This window comes from Paenibacillus sp. FSL L8-0436 (assembly GCF_038593025.1).
In the GTDB taxonomy this organism is placed as follows: domain Bacteria; phylum Bacillota; class Bacilli; order Paenibacillales; family Paenibacillaceae; genus Paenibacillus_AQ.
Genome location: NZ_CP151955.1, coordinates 1521310 through 1543973, shown reverse-complemented (window position 1 = coordinate 1543973; position 22664 = coordinate 1521310). Strand labels below are relative to the sequence as shown.

The window sequence follows — 22664 nt, the reverse complement described above, 5'->3', positions numbered from 1 at the left end:
AAAACAACCACTTGTGACAGCTCCGCGAGGAAACCGGCGCAATATGCTTTTCTTGAATTATGATGGTTGGTCAATTTCTTATTGCTATAGACCAAATGGTATCATCGTACAAAATCAAAGTCAATATTACATTCATTACTTTTTTATAATTATTATAAATAAGCAACTTTCTGTGAAGTTTTTTGTTTTTCTGAGTCAAAGGAGGTAAGCTGTGGTACTTTACGCTTTACGGATCGCCGCAACAATCAGATCGCCCATTTCAGTTGTGCTGATCGCTTTGCTCTTGTCTACTGCAATATCGCTCGTACGGTGGCCTGCATCCAGCACTTCAGCCACAGCGGTCTCAATTGCAGCTGCTGCCTCCTCATAGCCAAAGGTCATGCGGAACATCAGCGCAAGCGACAGGATGGTCGCGATAGGATTGGCCAGACCTTGGCCGGCAATGTCAGGTGCAGAGCCGTGGACCGGCTCATACAGGCCATAGCTGCCCTCACCCAGTGAAGCTGAAGCCAGCATACCGATGGAACCGGTCAGCATAGCCGCTTCATCACTCAGGATATCTCCGAACATGTTCTCGGTAACAATTACATCGAAGCTGGAAGGACGGCGCAGCAGCTGCATTGCACAATTGTCCACGAGCACATGCTCCAATTCCACCTGCGGATATTCCGGAGCAATTCTGTTCACAACCTCACGCCATAAGCGGGATGTTTCCAGAACATTCGCTTTATCGACACTCGCCAGCTTATTTCGGCGTTTACCGGCAATTTCAAAGGCCTGGCGGACAATACGTTCCACTTCCGTTACGTTATAAACGCAGGTATCAACAGCTTCTTCCCCATGCTCACCTTGGCGGCGCAGCTTCTCTCCGAAATAAATACCGCCCGTCAGTTCCCGCACAACCATGAGGTCAGTGCCTTCCAGCACTTCCGGTTTCAGCGTTGACGCATCCTTCAGGCAATCGAATACAACAGCCGGACGCAGGTTGGAGAACAGCCCCAGTGCTTTGCGGATACCGAGCAATCCTGTTTCCGGACGCAGCTCCTTCGGATTGTTGTCCCATTTCGGTCCGCCGACGGCTCCGAGCAGCACTGCATCTGCACTGCGGCAAATTTCCAGTGTATCTTCCGGCAGCGGGGTTCCCCGTTCATCAATCGCAATGCCGCCGAACAGCGCATGCTCAGTTTCAAAGGTGTACCCGAATACCTCTTCCGCTTTCTTGAGTACTTTTTCAGCTTCTGCTACAACTTCAGGTCCGATACCGTCCCCGGCAATTACGGCAATTTTTTTAACCTCGCTCATTCCAGTCACTCCTTAGATTGCCTGCTGCACGCAGACATAGTTCTTCTTTATATTGTTGTATCATACCGCCGGGAAAAGGACAAAGATATAGATTCTATGGAAGTGATAGGTATCTCCTATAAGTCAACCAGACTTGAAGTAAGTGCTGTATCCACAAGTTCGCACAAAAGGCTCCCCAGTCATCTTCTTGCAGTCTGACTGGAGAGCCCTTTTACCACAAGCTTGTCATTGATGAATTAATGATTATCGAATCTGATCTTAAAAGCATTCTGCGAATTGGCATTGGCGTTCTTTACGGTGACTACCAGAGAGGCATTCGGAGCCAGATAATTGTTGAGTCCGCCGGACAGGCTGGAACCCCCAATCGTTCCCAGGTTTATTGTTTGTCCGTTGGCATAAACAAGAGAATAGCTGCCTTGAAATTTACCCGTTACCTGGTCGGTTCCCGTATCCAGAGGACCTGCGTTGGTAATTCTGAAAATTGCGGTTTGCGTTGTACTCGAAGTATTTTTGTACTTGAAGGTGACTGGTTAATTTTGTATATATATTTATTGCTGATTTCTGCAAGTACTGCTGCGTTTGCTCTTGTTTCTTAAGTTGTTTACAATTAGTATGCAGTTGTTCGTCAAAATGGATTGAGGGAGTGGTTGCGGAGTGCAATACACGAAGCTTGGCAAGTCCGGTCTGAAGGTCAGCCGCCTATGTCTGGGAACGATGAACTTTGGTCCGATTACGGATGAGAAGGAAGCCTTCCGCATTATGGATGCTGCGCTTGATGCCGGGGTCAACTTTTTTGATACCGCTAACATTTATGGATGGGGTGAAAACTCCGGACTGACGGAGACGATCATCGGCCGCTGGTTCAAGCAGGGCGGCGGCCGGCGTGAAAAGGTTGTGCTGGCCACCAAGGTCTACGGGGCAATGAGCGACAAACTGGACGGACCCAACGATGAAGCAGGCCTGTCCTCCTATATTATCCGCCGCCATCTGGAAGGCTCACTACAGCGCCTGCAGACCGATCACATCGAGTTGTACCAGATGCACCATATCGACCGTAAGGTTTCCTGGGGCGAGCTGTGGGGTGCATTTGAGCTCGCTGTAAGCCAAGGCAAAATCGGCTATGTCGGCTCCAGTAACTTTGCCGGATGGGATATTGCCGTGGCGCAGATGGAAGCGAAAGCCCGCGGTTTCCTAGGTCTCGTATCGGAGCAGCATAAATACAGTCTGACCTGCCGTCTCCCTGAGCTTGAGGTGCTGCCTGCCTCGAAGAATCTCGGCCTCGGCATTATTCCGTGGAGCCCGCTCGACGGCGGACTTCTTGGCCGCAATGCGCTCAAGAAGATTGAGGGCAGCCGCAGCGGCGGCAACTCTGAACGTGTAGAGCAATACAAGAGCCAGCTTACGGCTTTTGCCGATTTAAGCCGTGAGCTCGGGGAGCCACAGGATAATATCGCTCTGGCCTGGCTGCTGGCCAACCCTGCCGTAACGGCGCCGATTATCGGGCCGCGGACGCTAGAGCAATTCGAAAGCGCCCTGCGCTGCCTGGAGATTGTGCTGGAGGAATCCGTGCTGAAGCGTCTGGATGAAATCTTCCCGGGACCCGGTGGGGAAGCCCCGAAAGCCTACGCCTGGTAGAACGCAACGGGCCGTTAACTTCAGCCAATCGGCAGAAGCAGACCGGCAGAACCCTGTCCTTCTATTGATCTTATAAAGCAATAAGGAGCTGCTCCCCTTGTGCTCTACGGGGAAACAGCTCCTTATTTTTGTTATTCAGTCGTATCCACGGTCACTGCACCGTTGCTGGTTGATAAAGATACCTTATGAGTTCCGCTGCCAAGTACGGCGGTTCCATGGTTATCGCCGTCGCGCTGCCAATTGATATTCCCCTTCAGCGCACCGTTGCTGGTGTCAGCAGTAATCTTTGCATCGCTTGCTGCAGGCAGGCTGGCGGTAATTTTGCCGTTGCTGGATTTGAGCTCCCAGTCGCCTGTAGCCGCCGAGTCAATGGTAATCCTGCCGTTGCTGCTCTTGGCCGTTAAGGAGCCGTCTATATTCCCCAGGGTGATCGCTCCGTTGGAACTGACAAGCTTCACTTCCCCCTGGACCTCCTTCACCACCATTGTGCCGTTACTCGTGTGGGCATCTACACCTCCGGCAACATCATGAATATCCAGGGTGCCGTTGCTGGTGTCGATTTCAATGCCAGCCTTCAGGTCTGAAGCCTCAACTGAACCATCGCCGGTGTCAACCTCCACAGCCAGATTCATAGGAAGATTGACGTTCAGGTACGGATCCTTGAAATTAAATCCGATTTGAATATTGAGCCAAGTCGTTTCTTCGTCCAGCTCCAGAGTTAGGGTGTCTCCTTCCGTCGTCACCTTCCACTTCTTTTCCAGCGCACTTGCTGCTTCACTTGCAGATTTACCAGGAAGCTCCAGGCTGCCTTCATAATCAAGCGTGCTGCCTTCCACACCTTGAACCTTAACCTTCCCGTTCGGCAATTCAATCTTAATTTTCTTGATTTCCGGCTTTACCTCCACGGTTCCGCTGAGCGGAGCCAACTGTGTCTTGCCGAGAATGCGGCTTATTGAGCCGCCGGTCAGCACAGTCTGTGCTCCACTGGCTGCGACCAGCACAATGATCAGGACAACTGCCCAACCGCTGACACGGTTCTTAACCTCTGATCTGATGAAAAGCCTGAGCAGCATTTCCAGGCCGAACAGAATGAGCAACGCGGGCCAGATAAAACCCAGTGCGTCATACGTTACCACATCAAATTGGGCAAGTACAATAATGACACCCAGCACGATGCAGCCAATTGCGGCCGTAAAACTGCCGATTTTCCATCTCCCCATGGTTCATTTCCCCATTTCTCTATACTTTAGGATTTTTTCTAAGCATACTAAGCCCGTACCCGATTAAACCAAGCGACAGCAGAATTGCCCCGATGTTCATATCTGTGAGAATGTGCCAGAGCCACGGGAAAGCAGTAATCAATAGCAGCAAGAAACCCACTACTACACAGCCGATCCCCACCCAGACCGGATTCAGATCGTCATGCGGATAATCTGGAGCCGCAGGCATCCCCATCGTCCACGGCGCTCCGAAACTGTCTGGATGAAACATCATCCGCTCATGCTCAGCGGCGGATACTTTCATCCAGGCCGCTTTCTGCAGCGCATCAAACAGCTGGTAGAACCATAAGGCCGCGAGGGCGAATGGAAATACCGTCGGCATGGAAGGAATAAGTATGATGCAGAGCGATGCTCCAATCATATACTGAAGGCCCAACTTTTTGAATCCCAGATATAAGTGGCCAATCCCTGGAACCATCGCGAGCAGAAACGTCAGCCAGCGTCTTTTTTTAATCATCTAATATGCTCCTTTAGTGTTAATTTTTCTATTTAGCGCTTCCCTGAGCATTAAACCAGGAAGTGACTGAAGTTGACATATGCCCGTTAATTTCATTGATGCCATAAGCCAGATTCTCAAATACTCCAAGTTGCAGCAGCAGGAAGGTTAAGCAAGCAGCAAGTCCATAATGCATCCATGAGGTTCCCGGTGCAGTCCGGCGTCTGGACATAGTCGATTTAACGGTACGCTCTCTGCGCCCGGTTTCAAGCTGTTCAATACGTGACATCACATCAGCAGTAAAATCGGGATACTCGGGAAGATCCACCGGCTCACCGCCCGTCTCCATCTCGCTCCACAGTGCCGCCAGCCCTCTGGCTTCTTCCAGCCATTGCGCGCAGTCGGGACAAGATTCAATGTGCAGACGAACATTCAGCTCCACTTCTGGAGATAGCAAGCCTTCGATATAATGTGGCATCCATTCTTTTACTGTTGCACAATTCATCGCCATTCCTCCCCGCTTTTACGCATCATCTGTCTGGCCCTGTAGAGCTGCGATTCCACTGTTTTGACTGAAATCCCTTTTTGATCAGCAATTTCCTGATAGGAGTGACGCTGAAAATAATACAACTGCACGACCGACCGGTACGGTTCTGTGAGGTTGTTCAAATTCTCGTCCAGCTCCTGCGAGGCTTCCTTGCGCAGCACCGCAGATTCAGGTGTTTGCGTCGTTACCCAGTCATTCTCCGTGTAATCCGCCATACTGCGGTGCCGCCACTCCCTGTCATTTGCCCGTTTCCAGTCGAGACAGGTCCGGTAAGCAATCCGGTACAGCCAGGTGGAGAATGAAGACTGCCCCCTGAAGGAGGGAAGTGCCTTGTAGGCTTTTATGAAGACTTCCTGGGCCATATCCTTGGCCGACTCGGCTTCTCCCGTAATTTTGATACATACTCTGTACACCATGCCTTGATAACGATTGACCAGATGCCCAAAGGCTTGGTGCTCGCCGCTTAGCACAGCAGAAATCCACTCCGTCTCTTCCAGTATTCTCCCCTCCTTCAGCTTCATAAAGTTAGACGCCGGGCAACCGGAGTTCCCTGCAACGTGTTTAAATATTTTTTTGTCGTGAACTTTCAAGCTCATTATGTATATCTTACAACAGGATAAATTCCTTTTTGAAGGATTAATGCCTTTTCTTGTCGAAATCACCTCATTATTATGGCAAAATCAAACTTATTCTAGTGAATGCCTTAACAACCCGAATTAAAAACTCATAGTAAATTGGTGGTGATTCAATGATTCGCGCAGTGCTTGTGGATGATGAGCGGCTTGCTCTCATGAACTTGAAGAGAATGCTGGAGGAGCTGGAGACTGTTGCGATTGTAGCTACCTTCACAGATTCAAGGAAAGCCGTCAGCGAAGCTGCTTACCTGAACCCAGACGTTATCTTTCTCGACATTGATATGCCCGAATTAAACGGACTGCAGGCAGCAGAAATCATTCAAATTCACTGCCCCCGGACGAGCATTGTCTTTGTGACCGCTTATAACAGCTATGCAGTGGATGCCTTTGAGCTTCATGCCCTTGACTATGTTCTGAAGCCTGTGCGAAGGGAACGGCTAATAAAGACCCTCGCGCGTGTGGAGGAAAAAATGCACCAGGAGCCGCAAGAGAACAAGGGGAGTAAAATAATGATCCGTTGTTTTCAATGTCTCCGGTTCGAACGGAACGGACTGCAGCTGCACGACATCCGCTGGCGTACCGCAAAGGGGCAGGAATTATTCGCCTATTTATTTCATCACCGAAACCGCTTCATCAGTAAAGACACGCTGATTGATCTGTTGTGGCCTGATTTCAATTTAAAGAAGGCTTCCAACCATCTGTATACAACTATTTACCAGGTGCGTCAATGCCTAAAGCAAGGGAAGACAGATCTGCGGATCAGCAATCTAAGCGGCGGGGAAGGTTATAAGCTGGAAACAGGAAGCAAGCTGGTAGACAGTGCAGAATGGGAAAAAGGAATCCTCTCCCTTGAGCCGATAAATGCTGGAAACTATGGGCAGTACCAGTATTGGTTTGGCTTTTACTCGGGCGATTATTTGGCCGACTATGATTATTTGTGGGCAGAAAGTGAACGCCAGCGCCTGCGAAGCATTTGGCTGCATCATGCGATGGAGATGGCCGAGTTCTATATCGGCTGCGGAAAAATCCCGGAGGCGGTGACCGTGTATCAGCGGATTGTACAGCTGCAGCCTTATTTTGAGCAAGGCCATTTAGGCCTCATGAAGGTCTATGACCGCATAGGAGAACGTTCGGCGGTAGTCGAGCAATACAACATCCTCACGGATTTGCTGAACAGGGAGCTCAGCATTGAGCTGCCCGTAAATATTGAGCGCTGGTATCATAATTGGAAGCAGCACATTCACTGAATCCTCTAGAATGCACCCCTCCTTTTTTGCAATCAAAAAAGCTGCCGGTACAGCAGACATTATTCCACTGTACTGACAGCTCGATAAGAACTTGTTTAGAGACACTGGTCTTCTTTACAGCTGGGCGTGATCACGCTGCGTGTAGGTTTTTCGTTTCTCCAGCAGCTTGTTGAGCGCATCTAAATAGGCTCTGGCACTGGCTTCCAGAATATCCGTGCTCAGTCCGCGGCCCTGTGCGGCCACTTCACCCTGCGACAGTACGACATGCACCTCGCCCTGCGCGTCTTTGCCCCGGCTGACCGCTTTAATCGAATAATCTCCGAGTGTCACTTCCTCACCGGTAGCCTGATCAATGGCATTATAAATCGCATCCACCGAGCCGTTGCCTTCGGCCACCGCCACAATCGGCTGCGCCTCCTGGCTTTTAATAACCACCTTGGCGGTTGGCGTAGCTTCATTGCCATAGGTAACGTAAATCGTCTGCAGGCTGAAAATTTCCGGCGTATCAATCAGCCTTTCTTCCAGCAACGCCATAATGTCCTCATCGGACACTTCCTTCTTCTTATCCGCAAGATCCTTGAACCTTGCGAAAGCAACGTTCAACTCTTCTTCAGAAACATCGTATCCCAGATCGCTAAGCTTATCGCGGAAGGCATGACGTCCAGAGTGTTTGCCAAGCACTAGCTTGCTCTCTTTGAGGCCGATGGTCTCAGGTGTCATGATTTCGTAGGTAGTCTTCTCCTTCAGCATGCCATCCTGATGAATACCCGATTCATGGGCAAAGGCGTTGGCACCAACAATCGCCTTATTGCCCGGTACCACCATCCCGGTCAGCTTGCTGACCAGACGGCTTGTGCGTGAAATTTCCGACAGCACCAGCGAAGTTTTTGCATCAAAAAACTCACTACGCGTCTCCAGCGCCAGCGCGACCTCTTCAATCGCCGTATTTCCGGCACGCTCACCAATACCGTTGATTGTGCCTTCGATTTGATCCGCACCATTCTGGATCGCAGCCAGCGTATTGGCAGTAGCCATACCCAGGTCATTATGACAGTGGGCGCTAAGCTGAACCCGCTCGATGTCCGGTACATTGTCCTTCAGGAATTTAAAAATAGCTCCGTATTCCGAAGGATTCAAATAACCTACCGTATCAGGAATATTCACTACATCGGCACCCTCACGGATGGCCATAGCCACCATCTCGGCCATGAAGTCACGCTCTGTACGCCCCGCATCTTCCAGTGAAAACTCCAGCTTGGAAAAATATTTCTTGGCATAGCGGATAGCGGACTGCGCGGTCTCCAGCACCTGTGCTTTATCCATGCGCAGCTTGTGCTGGCGGTGGATGGGTGACGTGGCAAGGAAAATATGAATGCAGGGGTCCTGCGCTCCCTTCAGCGCTTCTTTCACCGCATCAATGTCACTCTCTCTGGAGCGGGAAAGACCGATCAGTGTAACATTCTTCACGGCTTTTGCCACTGCGTTTACCGCTGCCAGATCACCCGGTGAAGCCGCAGGGAATCCCGCCTCCATCCGGTCAATGCCCAGCTTTTCCAGCTGGTAAGCGATTTCGACTTTCTCTCGTGTGTTGAGGTTCACACCCGGCGACTGCTCTCCGTCACGCAGCGTCGTGTCGAACACATAAATTTTCCGCATGCTGAGCACCTCCTGAAAATTGTGCTTAAACCCTCAAATGCGGCCCGCAAAAGTTACGGCCGCATCTGAGGATTGCACTATAGTTTCAATAATCTTAAGTATATGAGCCTATTTCTTAATCCAGTGCATCATTTCACGCAGCTGGCTGCCTACTACTTCTACCGGATGAGCAGCTTCGTTGCGGCGGGTAGCTGTAAGGAAAGCACGGCCGGACTGGTTCTCAAGGATAAAGTCACGGGCAAATTTACCTTGTTGGATATCGGTAAGCACAGCCTTCATTGCTTTTTTGGTTTCATCCGTAACAATGCGTGGGCCGGTTACATAGTCGCCGTATTCAGCAGTGTTGCTGATGGAATCGCGCATAGTGGCAAGTCCGCCTTCATACACGAGGTCAACGATCAGTTTAAGTTCATGCAGACATTCAAAGTATGCCATTTCAGGAGCATATCCTGCTTCTGTAAGAGTTTCGAAGCCGGCTTTGATCAGAGCGGATACACCGCCGCAAAGTACAGCCTGCTCGCCGAACAGATCGGTTTCGGTTTCTTCACGGAATGAGGTTTCGATAACCCCTGCGCGGGTACAGCTAATGCCTTTGGCATAAGCAAGGCCGATTGCTTTAGCATTTCCGGTTGCATCCTGCTCGATGGCGATCAGGCCAGGAACGCCGAAGCCTTCAACATAAGTACGGCGAACCATGTGACCCGGGGATTTCGGTGCTACCAGCAGCACATCTGCATCCTTAGGAGCAACGATTTGGCCGAAATGCACATTGAAGCCGTGGGAGAACATCAACGCTGCGCCGCTTTTGAGGTTCGGTTCAATTTCATTCTTATATACGGATGCCTGTGTTTCGTCCGGCATGAGAATTTGCACTACATCTGCACGGGATACTGCTTCAGCTACCGGCAATACTTCAAATCCGTCATTTTTAGCGGTTTCGAAGGATTTACCTTCGCGCAGGCCGATGACAACCTGAAGCCCGCTGTCGCGCAGGTTTTGCGCCTGGGCATGCCCTTGGCTACCGTACCCGATTACTGCAATTGTCTTCCCTTTTAACACACTAAGTTCTGCATCCTGTTCATAGTACGTTGTCACTGCCATTGTCAATATCCTCCTTTAATTTGGGACCCATCGTAAAGAGCGGGTACTTCAAGAGCGCCAACCCGCGGTGGTGATCCGGATTGAGATTCAGGCTGCTCCTCAAGTCCCCGCTCTTTAGCGGGGAAATTCAAAATGATCTTATCAAATTAATGCAAACCAGCAGTAATCCGTTAAAGCCGTAAATTATGACAATTAGGCATTGCCGCGAATCATCGCTGTAACTCCTGTACGGGAAAGCTCCTTGATGCCGTATGGCTTGAGAAGTTCAATCATTGCATCAATCTTCTGAGTGTCTCCCACAGCCTGCACCAACACGCTTGTTGTACCGATATCGACTACAGAGGCACGGAAGGTTTCGACTACGCCCATAATTTCTGGACGTTCAGCCGGATCAGCTTTGACCTTAATCAGCGCCAGTTCACGGGCAACCATCGGTTTGGCGCCAAGATCCACTACCTTAATAACATCAATCAGCTTATAGAGCTGCTTCTCAATCTGCTCCAGAGTATGCTGGTCACCAAGTGTAACAATAACCATCCGGGATAATCCAACCTCCTCGGATTGACCCACCGTAATGCTCTCAATATTGAACCCCCGGCGGCCGAACAACCCTGAAACCCGCTGCAGCACACCTGGTTGGTCATTCACAAGCACAGCAATCGTATGTCTCATCACTGTCATTCATCCCCCATCAGCATTTGATCAATGGTTGACCCTTGAGTTACCATCGGGTAGACATTTTCGTCTTTGGGAACAACGAATTCTACCAGAACAGGTCCCGGCGTTTCCAAAGCTTCCTTCCATGCTGCGCCAGCCTCTTCCTTGTTCGTGGCCCGCAGTCCCTTAACGCCATAGGCTTCAGCCAGCTTTACGAAATCCGGGCTGCCGGCGAGGTCGGTATAGCTGTAACGCTTCTCATAGATCAGATTCTGCCACTGCCGGACCATACCAAGCACCTGATTGTTAATAACTACAATCTTGACCGGAATGTTATTGATGGCACAGATGGCAAGCTCCTGGGAACACATCTGCATGCCGCCGTCCCCATTGATCGAGACAACCAGCCGGTCCGGATGCGCCATTTGCGCTCCGATGGCTGACGGAAATCCGAAGCCCATTGTTCCAAGTCCCCCGGAGGTGATCCATGAGCGGGGATGATTAAATTTATAATATTGTGCAGCCCACATCTGATGTTGTCCTACATCTGTAGTAACGATAGCTTCACCTTTGGTGGTGTCGTTTATCATTTCAATAACCCATTGCGGTTTAAGCTCAGTCTCCGAATCCTTGTAGCGAAGCGGCTGATCCAGCTTCCACTGGGCAATTTGTGTTCTCCAGGCATCAGCACCTGCTGCCCGGCGTGCATCGGGAATCAGCATCTGCAGCACTGTCTTCACGTCGCCAACGATCGGAATGTCAGGCGATACATTTTTGCCGATTTCTGCCGGATCGATATCAATATGAACAATCTTGGCTTTTGGCGCGAAGCCGTCCAGCTTGCCGGTAACACGGTCGTCAAACCGGGCACCGATATTAATCAGCAGATCACACTGTTGAATAGCATTGTTGGCGGTATATGTGCCATGCATGCCCGGCATTCCCATCCATAGCTCATCCGCACTCGGGAAACAGCCCAGTCCCAGCAGAGTTGTCGTAATCGGAATTTCCGTCCGTTTTACGAATTCATACATCTCTTCATGCGCTCCGGAGTAGATGACACCGCCGCCTGCAATAATAATCGGACGTTCTGCAGCATCAATGGCCCGGATCAGCTTATCAAGTTGAAGTTTGTTCGGAACGGTCCGCGGGTTATAACCACGAAGGTTAACGCCTTGCAGCTGCACCGGATTGAATAACATTTTGGCTGCCGAGACATCTTTGGGAATATCAATCAGCACCGGACCTTTACGTCCTGTATTGGCAATATGGAACGCCTCATGAATGATTCGCGGCAGATCCTCAACATCACGTACCAGGTAGCTATGCTTCGTAATCGGCATTGTGATGCCTGTAATATCCGCTTCCTGGAATGCGTCGGTTCCAATCAGGCTGGAGAAGACGTTCCCGGTGATGACCACCAGCGGAACAGAATCCATAAAGGCGGTGGCAATGCCGGTTACAAGGTTGGTAGCTCCGGGTCCGGAGGTAGCAATGCATACTCCCGCTTTGCCGCTCGCTCTGGCATATCCGTCAGCCGCGTGAATAGCGCCCTGCTCATGCCGGGTCAGAATATGTTTGAAATCATCGAAGCCATGAAGCGCATCGTAGATGTACAGCACAGCCCCGCCCGGGTATCCGAATACAGTATCAACACCTTCCAGTACTAGACTGCGCAGCAGGACTTCGGATCCCGTAATCACCTCGGGATTCTTCCATTTCTCACGTAACTGCTCTGTAGACCGCACTTCCGGTATATTCGCGCTCATCAGTATTCCTCCCTTCGATATTTAACATTCATTATGCAAATGACAGACCGTCTTTTATACAGCTGTAAGAATTGGCTTGCTCCTTGAAAGTTAGTGTTCACCAACCCAGTGCAGCTAACCATCATCTTATGGGCAACAAAAAAACCTTCCGCCACCCACGCGCAAAATAGAAGCGCGTGAGGGACGAAAGGTTGATCTTCCGTGGTACCACCCATGTTTGCATTACATCTCGCGATGTAACGCCTTATCAGGTAACAAAAATCCATCGATGTAGGCAGGGCCCAAATCTTTGTAACCTGAAGTCCCTAACGCGGACTAAACGATTCCCCCTAATAATTCCACCACTGTTGCCGATGGACCTTTCAGGAAAACAGCTCCGAGGTGAGCTCGTATATAAGGGATTCTGGTGGAGGTTGCAGCAATTCCTCTCACTCTCTGAGCAAAAGAGCCCTTAAAACTTCGTCCTCATCATTGCCGATGCATGTATGTTCGATAAAATGTTTAGACACATTATATGATTCCTCACACGGTTAAGTCAATACCCTTATTTCCGTAACTGACACAAATTGTTGTTCTGTTCTACCGTAACGCCCACACCACCCTGGGCATATGATGTACGACAATGCGTGGAAAGGAGGCGCTCTATGATTCGTTACCGTAGACCCAAGCAGGACGACACCGTAATTCTGGATCTGATTGAAAAGCAGCTCGTCCCTTTATCCCATCTCCCCCAAACCGTAATTAATCAGGTCAGAAAAGATCTGCCCCGCCGCTTGGGGCAAGGAGTTACACTGGTAGCCTGCCCAGACTATGAGAGCGATCCGCTGGGGTTTGTCCACTTTATGCTGCACGGTGATCTGCTGTATATTGATATGCTGGCCGTAGCTCCTGCAGCTAGGCGCAAACATTGGGGGAATATGCTCATGGACCGCGCAGAGCGATTTGCATTATCTCGCGGTTGTCAGCGGGCCAAGGTTGCTGTTGATACTGGAAATACTGCCGGTATTTCCTTTTATCAAAAAATGGGCTACAGAGTAGCCCGTTATCAGGCGCAAAACTACTGTTATGAGTTTGAAAAGCAGTTCAATTGACTCTGCTGCTTATAAACTTCTTAGAAAAAGCCAATCGGAGGTACCGGAGCTCCGCCATAAGGTCCAGGAGCATATCCTCCATACTTGTTATAACCGTATCCACCATATGGATTGCCTCCATACGGGTAACCTCCATAACCAGGGCCATATCCGCCGGCATAAGGGGCCGTACCTATGGCAAGCAAATCAAACAGCACCAGCGGAATCAATGCTTTGGTTTGTACTTTCTTACCGCTGACACGCTGTAGGATCAGACGGTTTCCAGAAATGCGGAGCAGCTTGCCCGTCACTTTAGAACCATCTTTTTTCACTGCAACGATATTTCTGCCCACCAGCTTCATTACCTGTTTCTTTGTAACCGGCTGTGCCATAATATCCCTCCTAAAATTTTATAAGCATCTGTTTACACACCTGTCTCATATGCATTCGCATAAGTTTCAACACAGTTTATTCGGCGCGTCTGCTGTTCGCCTGTACACATGCCCTGTCCAGCGAAAGAGTAGCAATAACTTGCGGTTTAGCCACACTGCATCCCCTGCAGATATGACTCAAAGCCAAGTGGAAACGGCTTTACCGACCTCAAAAGGACGGTATCCGTTTCAGTGAGAAATAGAAGGATAATTTATAGCGTGAAGCATATAAATTCTTATCTTTGCACAAAAAAACGCATTTTCGGCAACAGCCGGAAATGCGTTTTTGAATAATACTGCTATTCAAATCAACTGCGGGTCTAACGTTTGCTGGGATCGTATGGCTCACCGAGCGCTTTTGGTGCCGAAGAGCGGCCGACAGCACTTACCAGTACTATAATCGTCAATACATAAGGAATCATAAAGATAAATTCCTGAGGGATACTATTGGACCATTCAAACAACTGCACATAGTTGCGGATAGCCTGGGAGAATCCGAAGAATACTGCGGCTGCAAATGCGCCAAGCGGATTCCATTTGCCGAAGATCATCGCTGCAATGGCGATAAAACCTTGACCGGAGATCGTATTGTGCCCAAAGGTACCTGTAGTCGTCAGCGTAATTGTCGCTCCGCCGATACCGGCCAGCAGGCCGCTCAGCATAACTCCGATATATCTCATCCGCTTTACATTGACACCCAGCGTATCTGCAGCACTCGGATGTTCGCCAACTGCGCGCAAGCGAAGGCCAAACGGAGTCTTAAACAGCACAAAGTAAATGACAATAACCAGCACAATCGCCAAATAGGTTGTCGGATAGGAATTAAAAATCCCTTCGCCAATAACCGGAATCTTCGAAAGACCTGGCACCGGTATTTTTTTGAAGCCATCCAGCAGCGGTGTTTCACCAGCGCCGTCAAAAAGTAGCTTAACTATATAAAGCGTACTGCCGGCAGCAAGGAAGTTAATTACTGTACCGCTGATCGTCTGATCGGCTTTAAAGGTAATTGCGGCTACCGCATGAATCAATGAGCCAATCACACCCACAGCCATAGCGCAAATCACCCCCACCCACGGAGCCCATGCCCCCATTCCGGCATCCTGGGCATAATATCCGCCCACAGCTGCCGCAAAGGCACCAAACATCATCAAACCTTCAAGACCGATATTAACTACCCCGGAGCGTTCAGAGAAGATGCCGCCCAGCGCGGCAAAAATGAGCGCTGTGGAGAATACAAGCGTTGTATTGAGCAGTTGTCCTAACGTCTGCAGATCCATCTATAACACCTTCTCTTTCTTGCGCTTGAAGTAAAACGGTTTAAGCACCCAGCGGACAATTCCTTGTGCCGCAATAAAGAATATAATTGAACCGATTACGATACGGATCAGGTCCGGTGGAACATCTGCTCCAAAGCTCATGCCTGGCGAACCATACGTCAGTATTCCATATAGGATAGCGGCCAGTACGACTCCAAGCGGATGAGTCAGTCCAAGAAGCGCAACGGCGATGCCGTCAAATCCATAACCCGGCGAGGCTGCGAAGACGGATTGATAGTGGAATACGCCCAGCACCTCACCTGCTCCCGCCAGCCCGGCGAAAGCGCCACTGATGAACATCGCCTTCACTACATTGCGTCCAACATTCATCCCGGCATATTCTGCGGCATGCGGATTGAGTCCAACCGCACGCATTTCATACCCCTGTTTGGTCTTCCATAAGTACACGTAGAAGAACAGCGCTGCAGCAAGCGCAATAACTGTACCCCAGTGCAGACGGGCGTTATCAAACAGAGAATTAAGGAAGTTCATGGAGAGCGAAGCGGGAATATCCTCCGAGCGGTTTTGCTTTGGAAGGAGTAAAAATGTTTTGACAATGTAATTTGCCAGATAGAGCGCGATCCAGTTCAGCATAATGGTAGTGATAACTTCATTAATGCCGCGTTTCGCCTTAAGAAATCCGGCTATTCCGGCCCACAGACCGCCGCAGAGCCCTGCAGCGATAACAGCAAGCGGGACCAGCAGGAATGGCGGCAGTCCGGCCAGCTTAATACCGACCACTGAAGCGGCGGTCATACCGATAAGCACTTGGCCATCCGCACCAATGTTAAACATTCCTGAGCGGAAGGCAAATGCTACGGCAAGCCCGGTAAACATCAGCGGCGTCATTTCACGTATTGCCTCACCGAAATCATAAGCACTGCCAAATACACGCTCGAACAGGGATGAATAGGCGAGGATAGGGTCATATCCGCCGACCAGCATTACGACAGCTCCTACCAGGAAACCCATTATTATTGCAACAATCGGCACAATATAGCTGTCTGTCGCAAATATTTTTTTCAGTCTATGCACCCGCTTTTCCTCCCCGCTTCAAGCTGCCCGCCATCATCAGACCCAGTTCCTGGTCATTCGTATCCTGCGGCAATACTTCGCCGACGATTTGCCCTTCATAGATAACGGCTATTCTGTCGGAAACATTCATAATCTCATCCAGCTCGAAAGAAATCAGCAGCACGGCTTTGCCCTGATCACGCTGGGCAATCAGCTGCTTCTGCACGAACTCAATCGCTCCGACATCAAGACCACGTGTCGGCTGAGCCGCAATCAGGAGTGTCGGATTTTTATCTATTTCCCGCGCAATAATCGCTTTTTGCTGATTACCGCCTGACAAAGAGCGGGCTTTATTCTCAATCGAAGGCGTACGCACATCAAACTGCTTGACCAAATCTTCGGCATGCTGATTGATTACGTCTTTCTTCAGGAAGCCAGACTGGTTATACGGACTCTTGTAGTACGTTTCCAATACCATATTTTCACTTACACTGAAATCGAGCACAAGCCCGTGTTTATGACGGTCTTCCGGAATATGGGATACATTCATTTCCGAGATTTTGCGTGGAGACAGGTTAGAAATTTCTTTACCGGATACGGTAATAGAACCGGAATCAATTTTGCGGAGTCCCGTGATCGCCTGGATCAGTTCACTTTGTCCGTTGCCGTCAACGCCTGCAATCCCAAGGATTTCACCAGCCTTCACTTCAAAGCTGAGGCCATTCAGCACAGATACGCCTTCCTTGCTCTTGCTGCTGACATTGGACAGCTTAAGGACGCTGGATCCCACATGCGGAGCCTGCTTGTCCACTTTGAATGTCACGCCGCGTCCGACCATTTTTTCGGCCAGCTCATTCGGATTCGTCCCGGCAGTTTTAACGGTATCAATCACCTTACCACGACGGATGATCGTAACCCGATCGGAAATCTGCATGATTTCTTTAAGCTTATGTGTAATTAGAATAATGGATTTGCCCTCTGCAACGAGCCGCTTCATGATCGCCATAAGCTCAGTAATCTCCTGCGGCGTCAATACAGCGGTAGGCTCGTCGAATATAAGTATATCCGCTCCGCGATACAGGGTTTTCATAATCTCTACCCGCTGCTGCATGCCGACCGAAATGTCATGAATTTTGGCATTTGGATTGACCTGCAGGCCATATTGATCCGATAGTTTGCGAACCTGCTCCGAAGCTGATTTATAGTCGATTTTAAGTCCTTTTTTCGGTTCCATGCCCAGAACAATGTTCTCGGTGACCGTAAAAGGCTCTACAAGCTTGAAATGTTGGTGGACCATACCAATGCCAAGCTCAATAGCTTTATTAGGGCTATCGATAATAACCGGTTTCCCGTCGATTTCGATGCTGCCTTCATCGGGCTGGTATAGTCCGAATACGATATTCATCAAGGTGGACTTACCTGCACCGTTCTCACCCAGCAGCGCATGGATCTCCCCTTTTTCCAGCGTCAGACTTATAGAGTCGTTCGCTACAATACCGGGAAAGCGTTTTGTGATTTGCTTCAACTCTACGACAGGAGCCGCAGCACTCATGGAATCACCCTCATCACAGAATATATAATAGACATACAGACACGGCTGTACCGCCCCTTGCGAGGCGGCACTGCTGTGTTCACGTATAACTTTTAACAGGGAACAAGGCCAGCTATAGAACCGGCCTTGTTCCTTATTACGTTATTGTAAAGCTGTAAGAATGACTCAATGCTTACTCGGATGGAACAGTGATCTTGCCATCGATGATTTGTTTCTTGAAATCCTCAACTTTAGCCAGAATTTCTTCGGATACGTTGGCTTTTGATGTTTCAGGAAGGCCTACGCCGTTGTCTTTCAGACTCAGTACGGTTGTAGTGCCGCCTTTGAATGTTCCGTCGACCACTTGTTGGGAAACCTTCTTAACCGCTTCGTCAACACGTTTGATCATGGAAGTCAGAGTTACATCGTCGCCAAATTCTATGGATTGGTCTTTGTCTACGCCGATTACCCATACTTTATCGCCGCCTGCATCATTGCGGGATTTAGCTTCATTGAACACGCCGTTGCCAGTTTGGCCGGCAGCAGGGAAGATGATGTCGTTTCCGGCATCGTACAGGGTAGCAGCCAGGGATTTACCAGTATCAGGCTTGTCATAAGCGCCTGCATAAGTATTCGTTACTGTTGCTTCAGGATTAACTGCTTCTACGCCGGCCTTGAAGCCAACTTCAAAACGTTTGATAACCGGGCTGTCCATACCGCCTATGAAGGCCACTTTGTTAGTTTTAGTTGTCAAACCGGCAACAACACCCACCAGGAAGGAACCCTCATTCTCAGCGAAAGTAACGGACTCAACATTTGGAGCGTCTACAACGTTATCGATGATTGCCAGTTTGGCATCCGGATTTGCTTTAGCTACTTCCAGCAAAGCGTCTCCAAGGTCAAAGCCGATCCCCCAAGTCAGATCGTAGCCGCCTTTTACGAATTGGTTAAGGTTTGGCACATAGTCTGCGTTGGCTTTACTTTGCAGATATTTAATTTCCACACCGGATTCTTTATTAAGAGCTTCCAGGGCTTCCCAGGCAGATTGGTTAAACGATTTATCGTTTACCCCGCCTACGTCTGTAACCAGCCCTACCTTAACGTCGGATGCGCCGTCCTTTTTGTTACCGCAACCTGCCAAAATGACACTGGTTGCCATCAACATAACGAGCGACAATTTGAAAACCTTTTTCATCGAATGTGATCCCCCTTAAGAAATTGGATGTCTTCTGTGTTCTGCTTGGACATACCATTAGATCAAATTATAACTGTAAAAAAACCTAAAATCCAGTCTATAAATGACCTCAGGTCAATAATAATTTGCATTTTTCACCAAGAAAACGCTTACCCTGACACAAAATGTTATACTTATGTCTATTTGATGTTAGGAAAGCTCAAAATAGTTAAACATATTCCTAAAACCTTATAAATATTATTGCACACAAATGTATTTTCTATTATCATGATTGTTTATATCTTGCATGAAAAGGGAGTACTGAAAAATATGGATGAACAAAACACCCCACAAGTCGCGCCCGCCTTTAAATACAGCCGTGAATCCCGCGTGTTCAAAACCGGCCGCGTCTTCCCGAATGATGTCAACAACCACAAAACCCTGTTTGGCGGCAAGCTGATGAGCACCATTGATGAGGTTGCCTCCATCTCGGCTATGCGCCATTGCCGCACGAATGTGGTAACCGCCTCTGCTGACTCCGTTGACTTTCTTCTGCCAATCAGACCTACGGACTCCGTGTGCTTCGAATCCTTCGTCTCTTGGACAGGACGCACAAGTATCGAGGTATTTGTGAAGATTATCTCGGAGAACTTATACACAGGCGAGCGCGTTGTCGCCGCTACGTCATTCCTGACCTTTGTAGCGGTGCACGAGGATGGCACACCTGCTCCAGTTCCGGCTATTATCCCCGAGACCGATGAAGAGAAGCTGATCAGCGAATCCGCCAATGAACGTTCAGAGCTGCGCAAACTAAGACGGACAAACAGCAAAAAGCTGGCTTCACAATTGAGTACCACCAAGTACTGGGAATAAAATTCCTACTGCAAGCCCCCTCCCTTACAGAATCTGGCCGGCAGGGGGCTTCTCTGAATGTCACCGCGCAAAAAAAGCACCACCCGCAGGTGGTGCTTTTCGGTTTATTTATCCCTCTTACGCGTTGATCTTCTCTTTGGCTACAACAGCCAGGGAGTTGAATGCGTTAAGATCATTTACTGCCAGGTCAGCCAGCATTTTACGGTTCACTTCTACGCCAGCCAATTTAAGGCCGAATACAAGCTTGCTGTAAGACAGGCCGTTCAAACGAGCTGCTGCGTTGATACGAACGATCCACAGTCTGCGGAAGTTACGTTTAGTTTGACGACGGTCACGGTATGCGTAAACCATCGATTTCATTACTTGCTCGTTAGCTGTTTTGAAAATGCGGTGCTTGGAACCGAAATAACCCTTTGCCAATTTCAACACTTTTTTATGTCTACGACGAACTACAAATCCGCCTTTAACTCTTGCCATATTAATAAACCTCCCAAAAATGTGTGATAAAACTATTTCAAGTTAGCGAGTCCTTGTTTCAAACGTCTTACATCCCCAGGGGCCATTACTGGATTGCCGTTCAATACGCGTTTAGCGCGTTTCGATTTGTGGGACAGCAAGTGGTTCTTGTGAGCTTTGTAACGCAGTACTTTACCAGTTCCGGTAATTTTGAAGCGGCCTTTCAGGCTGCTATGTGTTTTCATTTTAGGCATGGTGTTTCCTCCTTGAATATTATGCGGCGCCAAATTGCTGTGCAAGTGACTCCAAATTATTGGGCTTTAGGAGCCAGAATCATAATCATGCTGCGGCCTTCCAGCTTAGGCTGGCGCTCAACAACAGAGATATCTTCCACTTCGGTCTTAACACGTTCCAGAATCTTCTGGCCGATGCTAGCGTGGGTAATCTCACGTCCGCGGAAACGGACGGAGCACTTCACTTTATCGCCTTCGCCCAGGAACTTAATCACATTGCGGAACTTGGTTTGGTAATCATGTTCCTCAATGTTGGCACGGAACCATACTTCTTTAAGATCCACGATCTTCTGGTTCTTGCGTGCTTCCTTCTCTTTCTTCTGTGTTTCATAACGGAACTTGCCGTAATCCATGATGCGGCATACCGGCGGTTTCGCCTGCGGTGCTACGTTGACTAAATCAAGATTAAGATCAATCGCCATTTGCAGCGCTTCGCGGATCGGCTTAATTCCGATTTGCTCGCCTTCCGCTCCAACCAACCGAACCTCTTTGGCCCGAATTTCATCATTGATCATATGTTCCTTACTGATAATACTCCACCTCCGGATCTACTTTACAATTATTTTATTTACGGTTCTCCATAAAAAAGGGATGCCGGTAACTCCCCGACACCCCGTTTGATCAACGTTCATGAATTATAACCATTCATAAAGCATTGAGATCAAAACCAGCTGGCGTATTTGCCAGTCAGGTGAGAAGCCGGTGCTTCTGCTTGCAATCCCTATGTTTTGCATACTTGAATACTATACAATACTCCGCAAGGAGTGTCAACATGTTCTTTTGTGAAAATCCGGGCTTATCCTTGCTTGCTCTGAACTTCCTCAAGCCGCACGACACGCGTATGCTTGGTATGGCTCCATTGCTTGTTGTTCTGCGTGAAGAAGGCATAGAACGTAATTGGATACCAGGACAGCAGATACACCGGAAAGACCAGCAGGTAAAGATACACTTTTTTGAACTTGACCTTCTCCAGCGCCATGGCCAGCAGGAAGGTGATAATATTGGCGCCGACTGCAAAGAAGCTGAGCCACAACGGCAAATGACCGTAAATATTGGCAATATGCGGACCATTAAGCAGCGAAGTGTCTACCCACATTACAGCAGTCATCAGGAACGTCAGCAGCACGATGTAGACATTCACCCCATACAGCGCGAGATCAAGCTTCGTCAGGCTGCGTTCTTTAATGGCTTGCCACAGCAAAGGGAAGAAGTAGCGGCGGGCCACTGTAAAGTGTCCCTGCATCCAGCGCAGCCGCTGTCTGGAGGATGCTTTGAACGTGAGCGGCTTCTCATCAAATACCTTGGCGTCATAGTTGAATTTTGGAAATACGCCTTTGGATGCGCTGCGCATCGTAAACTCCAAATCCTCGACAAGGCTTGTTGCTCCCCAGCCCATCTCTTTAAGCAGATTGGTTTCGAAGCACATGCCGGTTCCGCCCAGGAAGTTGGCCATGTTCAAATTATGGCGCGACAGCTGCCACAAACGGTTGATGTACCAGTAAGATACGCCGTATGCAGCAGTAATCCATGAATCCTCCGGATTCTTTGTATCAATATAGCCTTGAATTACGCGCCCGCCTGCGCAGAGATCATTATTCATCTCTGTGAGGAATTCGGTATGCGCAAGGTTGTCGGCGTCGAACATGACAACTGCATCATACTGTCTCGGCATCGCCCATAGTTCCTTGAGCATCCACTCGATTGCGTAACCCTTGCCCCGAAGGTTGGTATTGGTGCGGACACAGGCATTCATTCCGTGCTCGCGCACAATTCTTGCGGTGCCGTCTGTACAATTGTCGCAGATGACAAATACATCGTACAACTCTTGGGGATAATTAAGCTGTTTCAAATTCTCCATCAATGCGCCGACGACTTCTTCCTCGTTGTGCGCGGCAACCAATACAGCAAATGATTTTTCCGGCCCGAACTGTACCTTATTCTTTTTCTTGCGCAGTCCAAACAACGATAATGTGAACTGATAGACTGCGATTGCCGCCAAGATCACTTGGAGCGTAACAAACAATGCGTCTGTCATGATCTTTTGATGCCCCCTTTTTCACTCTTGGTGTGCTTTTTTCTTTTTTTCTCTCTGTCTTATTAAACGTTCTTTCTGACCCTTTTGTTGCATTCCTTACAGTAGACCAAGAGTTTCCCCTTTTTGTGGAGCAGGCTTCAATTTATATCTATCCCGTTTATAAAGATGTTATAGAGATACCAAATGGCGGACTCCTCAATTCTCTG

The 22664-nt window shown here is 49.1% G+C and carries 22 protein-coding genes and 1 other annotated feature; of the genes, 4 read left to right on the top strand and 18 right to left on the bottom strand.

Annotated features, from left to right (window positions below; translation table 11 throughout):
* Positions 1–219: 219 nt before the first annotated feature.
* Positions 220–1302, bottom strand: a complete 1083-nt coding sequence (gene leuB / locus NSS79_RS07165) for a 3-isopropylmalate dehydrogenase (RefSeq protein ID WP_342438812.1) — start codon at positions 1300–1302, stop codon at positions 220–222.
* A gap of 654 nt (positions 1303–1956) precedes the next feature.
* On the opposite strand from leuB, the gene NSS79_RS07160 reads away from it, so the two are divergent.
* Entirely contained in the window at positions 1957–2937 is a 981-nt protein-coding gene (locus tag NSS79_RS07160; RefSeq protein ID WP_038587286.1) for an aldo/keto reductase, read from the top strand.
* A 131-nt stretch (positions 2938–3068) separates the two neighbouring features.
* Here the strand turns inward: NSS79_RS07160 and NSS79_RS07155 are convergent, their stop codons facing one another.
* From NSS79_RS07155 to NSS79_RS07140, 4 genes are read right to left on the bottom strand one after another with little or no spacing between them, the layout of a single operon-like run.
* A complete protein-coding gene (locus NSS79_RS07155; protein WP_342438811.1) occupies positions 3069–4157 on the bottom strand; it encodes a DUF4097 family beta strand repeat-containing protein in 1089 nt (362 codons plus the stop codon).
* A gap of 19 nt (positions 4158–4176) precedes the next feature.
* A complete protein-coding gene (locus tag NSS79_RS07150; protein WP_038587282.1) occupies positions 4177–4674 on the bottom strand; it encodes a hypothetical protein in 498 nt (165 codons plus the stop codon).
* Positions 4675–4702: 28 nt separating this feature from the next.
* The gene (locus NSS79_RS07145; RefSeq protein WP_038587280.1) at positions 4703–5158 is read right to left on the bottom strand and encodes a zf-HC2 domain-containing protein; all 456 of its coding nucleotides are present in this window, start codon (positions 5156–5158) and stop codon (positions 4703–4705) included.
* Complete coding sequence (locus NSS79_RS07140; RefSeq protein ID WP_052091868.1) at positions 5155–5721, bottom strand: RNA polymerase sigma factor; 567 nt, start codon at positions 5719–5721, stop codon at positions 5155–5157. The genes NSS79_RS07145 and NSS79_RS07140 overlap by 4 nt, the downstream gene beginning before the upstream one ends.
* A 227-nt stretch (positions 5722–5948) precedes the next feature.
* Here NSS79_RS07140 and NSS79_RS07135 point away from each other — a divergent pair, with 227 nt between their 5' ends.
* Positions 5949–7082, top strand: coding sequence for a response regulator (locus NSS79_RS07135; RefSeq protein WP_342438810.1), 1134 nt, complete (start codon positions 5949–5951; stop codon positions 7080–7082).
* Positions 7083–7196: 114 nt separating this feature from the next.
* Here the strand turns inward: NSS79_RS07135 and NSS79_RS07130 are convergent, their stop codons facing one another.
* The 4 genes from NSS79_RS07130 to ilvB form a co-directional block, all read right to left on the bottom strand.
* Positions 7197–8738: a 2-isopropylmalate synthase gene (locus NSS79_RS07130; RefSeq protein ID WP_342438809.1), complete on the bottom strand. Its 1542-nt coding sequence runs from the start codon at positions 8736–8738 to the stop codon at positions 7197–7199.
* Positions 8739–8846: 108 nt separating this feature from the next.
* A complete protein-coding gene (gene ilvC, locus NSS79_RS07125; protein ID WP_342438808.1) occupies positions 8847–9839 on the bottom strand; it encodes a ketol-acid reductoisomerase in 993 nt (330 codons plus the stop codon).
* A 192-nt stretch (positions 9840–10031) separates the two neighbouring features.
* Positions 10032–10520: an acetolactate synthase small subunit gene (gene ilvN / locus NSS79_RS07120; RefSeq protein WP_342438807.1), complete on the bottom strand. Its 489-nt coding sequence runs from the start codon at positions 10518–10520 to the stop codon at positions 10032–10034.
* Positions 10517–12265, bottom strand: a complete 1749-nt coding sequence (gene ilvB, locus NSS79_RS07115; RefSeq protein ID WP_342438806.1) for a biosynthetic-type acetolactate synthase large subunit — start codon at positions 12263–12265, stop codon at positions 10517–10519. Before ilvB ends, ilvN begins: the two co-directional genes overlap by 4 nt.
* A gap of 644 nt (positions 12266–12909) precedes the next feature.
* Between ilvB and NSS79_RS07110 the strand changes: the two genes are divergently transcribed.
* On the top strand, positions 12910–13356 hold the full coding sequence (locus tag NSS79_RS07110; RefSeq protein WP_038587271.1) for a GNAT family N-acetyltransferase: 447 nt from the start codon (positions 12910–12912) through the stop codon (positions 13354–13356).
* A 20-nt stretch (positions 13357–13376) separates the two neighbouring features.
* Here NSS79_RS07110 and NSS79_RS07105 read toward each other — a convergent pair whose 3' ends face one another.
* The 5 genes from NSS79_RS07105 to NSS79_RS07085 form a co-directional block, all read right to left on the bottom strand.
* A complete protein-coding gene (locus NSS79_RS07105) occupies positions 13377–13727 on the bottom strand; it encodes a hypothetical protein (protein WP_342438805.1) in 351 nt (116 codons plus the stop codon).
* Between the two features lie 359 nt (positions 13728–14086).
* Complete coding sequence (locus NSS79_RS07100; protein WP_038587267.1) at positions 14087–15043, bottom strand: ABC transporter permease; 957 nt, start codon at positions 15041–15043, stop codon at positions 14087–14089.
* A complete protein-coding gene (locus NSS79_RS07095; protein WP_342438804.1) occupies positions 15044–16117 on the bottom strand; it encodes an ABC transporter permease in 1074 nt (357 codons plus the stop codon). It abuts the gene before it with no gap.
* Positions 16110–17648: an ABC transporter ATP-binding protein gene (locus tag NSS79_RS07090; protein ID WP_341090579.1), complete on the bottom strand. Its 1539-nt coding sequence runs from the start codon at positions 17646–17648 to the stop codon at positions 16110–16112. Before NSS79_RS07090 ends, NSS79_RS07095 begins: the two co-directional genes overlap by 8 nt.
* A gap of 172 nt (positions 17649–17820) precedes the next feature.
* On the bottom strand, positions 17821–18822 hold the full coding sequence (locus NSS79_RS07085; RefSeq protein ID WP_342438803.1) for a BMP family ABC transporter substrate-binding protein: 1002 nt from the start codon (positions 18820–18822) through the stop codon (positions 17821–17823).
* Positions 18823–19131: 309 nt separating this feature from the next.
* Here NSS79_RS07085 and NSS79_RS07080 point away from each other — a divergent pair, with 309 nt between their 5' ends.
* Entirely contained in the window at positions 19132–19674 is a 543-nt protein-coding gene (locus tag NSS79_RS07080; RefSeq protein ID WP_038587259.1) for an acyl-CoA thioesterase, read from the top strand.
* Between the two features lie 117 nt (positions 19675–19791).
* On the opposite strand, the gene rplT is transcribed toward NSS79_RS07080, so the two are convergent.
* The 4 genes from rplT to NSS79_RS07060 all read right to left on the bottom strand — a co-directional run bounded on the left by rplT (position 19792) and on the right by NSS79_RS07060 (position 22458).
* Positions 19792–20151 (bottom strand): 50S ribosomal protein L20, encoded by a 360-nt coding sequence (gene rplT / locus NSS79_RS07075; RefSeq protein ID WP_038587257.1) that lies wholly within the window; start codon positions 20149–20151, stop codon positions 19792–19794.
* A 32-nt stretch (positions 20152–20183) separates the two neighbouring features.
* A complete protein-coding gene (gene rpmI, locus NSS79_RS07070) occupies positions 20184–20384 on the bottom strand; it encodes a 50S ribosomal protein L35 (RefSeq protein WP_036696104.1) in 201 nt (66 codons plus the stop codon).
* Positions 20385–20440: 56 nt separating this feature from the next.
* A complete protein-coding gene (infC, locus tag NSS79_RS07065) occupies positions 20441–20938 on the bottom strand; it encodes a translation initiation factor IF-3 (protein ID WP_038587254.1) in 498 nt (165 codons plus the stop codon).
* A 60-nt stretch (positions 20939–20998) separates the two neighbouring features.
* Positions 20999–21143 (bottom strand) — a sequence feature (ribosomal protein L20 leader region).
* 76 nt (positions 21144–21219) lie between these two features.
* Positions 21220–22458 (bottom strand): glycosyltransferase family 2 protein, encoded by a 1239-nt coding sequence (locus NSS79_RS07060; protein ID WP_342438802.1) that lies wholly within the window; start codon positions 22456–22458, stop codon positions 21220–21222.
* Between the last annotated feature and the right edge of the window lie 206 nt (positions 22459–22664).